The sequence below is a fragment of the Paraburkholderia panacisoli genome, from assembly GCF_008369935.1.
GTDB lineage: Bacteria > Pseudomonadota > Gammaproteobacteria > Burkholderiales > Burkholderiaceae > Paraburkholderia > Paraburkholderia panacisoli.
The window spans coordinates 1-2,138 of sequence record NZ_VTUZ01000124.1; the positions used below are offsets into that span (position 1 = coordinate 1).

Sequence of the window (2,138 nt, forward strand, 5' to 3'; positions counted from 1 at the left end):
CTAGGGTGATCACCGCGAGCGTGCCATTGCAACGTAACACGCAGTACCTTGAAGGCATACTCGACACTTCGTGTTGAGGCGGGGCGACCGTAGTCGAACATGAAGAATGAATCGGCATTGGCAGCCAGCGGATCGCGGTCGCGCTTCCTGGCGTAGCTGAGCAAAGCGTCGGCGGTGGTGCGATGGATCGGTACCCAGCGCGACTTGCCATACTTGGCGCATCGAATGTGCAACAGCCGTTGCTCGAGATTGACGTCCGGGCGGCCAAGCCCCGTCGCTTCGGAAATCCTGAGGCCCGTTGCCGCCATCAATCCAAAGATCGTTGCGCAGCTTGCGCCGCGCAAGCCGCCCGGTGGGTACAGATGATCGCAGGCAGCCAGCAGGTCAAGTATCTCATCATCCGTAAATATGTGTGGCGCCAATCGTCGGTGGGCACCTCCAAAAAGTCGGCGAGGCGGAACCTCGGTTGCGGGGTCGAACTGACGGCAGTAGGCTAAAAAAGGTCGGACTACTTCGATTCTGCGTGCCGCCGTTAACCGGAGTCCGCTGGCGGAACTGCTCGCCCACCGGGCGGCAAGTTTTATGGTTATAGGACCGCGATGACCAAGTACTTCAGCGAAGTGCGCGAAGCGTCGCAGTTGCTGTTCCTCCACCTTGAGCGCAAAACCGGCTTGCCGGCGAACGACGAGATACTCATCGATCCAGCGCGAGAACGGCGTATGTGTCCTCATGAGTGCCTCCCTGGCCAAGGAAGCGCCACGCGCCGAAGCGAAGGAAGATCAACCTTCGCATAAATGGTAGTTGTGTCGAGGTCACGGTGTCGCAACAGGTCAGCGATCTGCTTGAATGGCGCACCGCTCTGTGCCATCCGGCAGGCTATCGTGTGCCGAAAAACATGCGTGCCGCGCACTCGCTGCTCCAGCCCGCAGCGTTTGGCAGCGTAACGTACCGCGTTTCGTACGATGTCGAGGTCGGCCCCAGCGTTCAGCGGTGGTCTATGACGTACGAAGATCTCGCGCCGTGCGGTCTGCGGGCGCCCGTATTGCAGATAAGCTGCGATCGCCTGGCCGGTCAGGCGGGGTAGCGGCACAACGTCGATTCGCTTGCCTTTGCCATGAAGGGTCAGGATTCCTGCACGCCAATCGATATCGTCCAGGCACAGATGCGCGACTTCCGTACGACGCAGGCCCAAGTCCAGAAGACATCGCGTGATTGCGTAGTCACGCTTGCCGGTAGCGTTACTGCGATCGAACGCGCTGAGAAGTCGCCGGACCTCTTCTGGTGACAAAACATCGGGTAGTCCACCGAGGCGCCATAGGGCAACTCGCGGCAGTGCTGCGATAAGAGCTGTGACCGGCGTCCCGCTGATCGCCTTGAAACGCAAATAGCTATGAAGCGAACCACAGACGCTCTTGACCGAGCCAGGTGTGAGCCCGCGTGTGCGACGCATGACAAAGCGGATGACGTCCGCCGGAGCGATCTTCGATATCTCGATCGGCTGTTCGTGGAAGCAATCCGCGAGGAACTCACCAATGTGGCGCCGCCGGACGTGACGTGTGCTCTCGGAGAGTCCACGAACTTCCACCATGTACTGGGTGAAGATCGCCAGTTCTGCATCTATCGAGGCAGACACTATCGGAGATTGCGTTGCGCGAGCGATGCCGTACATGTCAAGAAAATGAATGAGCGCAGCATGGACGTCCGCGCTCGTTCTCCGACACTGCGGCGCGCACTGGCAATGGGGCAGATGTCCGTGGATGAAGCGGTCGATCAGAGCGTCGCCGACATCGTGAAAGGCAGCATGGTGTTGTACGACCCAGTGCAAAAAATGCGCGACACAGCGGAAGTAGCATTCCACGGTCGGTACGGCATATCCATGTTCCGTCAAATAGCGAATGTACGCATCGGCATGCGCTTCCAGGCCAGCCTTGGCGAACCATCGCCGAGCAAGAATATGGCCAGATCTGAGGCGCGAGAATTTGGGCATGGCGACTCTCCTCGAAAAATGAAATCGCACGAGGAAAGTAATGCAAATTATGGAAGGTTGCCGCGCCTGCCATGCACGCGTCAGGTCCTGCAAACAGATGTCACGGCTGTCACTTCGGCGCTAACCTTCGATAACTGCAAAGTAGCGATAG

General features: G+C 58.7%; 2 protein-coding genes. Both read right to left on the reverse strand.

Features of this window, described 5'->3' with window-relative positions:
- On the reverse strand, positions 1-731 hold a 731-nt coding region (locus FVF58_RS50830), incomplete at its 3' end, for a tyrosine-type recombinase/integrase (RefSeq protein ID WP_149676963.1).
- Positions 728-1,987, reverse strand: coding sequence for a site-specific integrase (locus tag FVF58_RS50835; RefSeq protein ID WP_149676964.1), 1,260 nt, complete (start codon positions 1,985-1,987; stop codon positions 728-730). The genes FVF58_RS50830 and FVF58_RS50835, both read right to left, overlap by 4 nt.
- Positions 1,988-2,138: the final 151 nt, after the last annotated feature.

What these genes read in the sequence shown, in the direction of transcription:
- FVF58_RS50835 (WP_149676964.1), bottom strand. Translation starts at nt 1,987, where the DNA reads ATGCCCAAATTCTCGCGCCTCAGATCTGGCCATATTCTTGCTCGGCGA.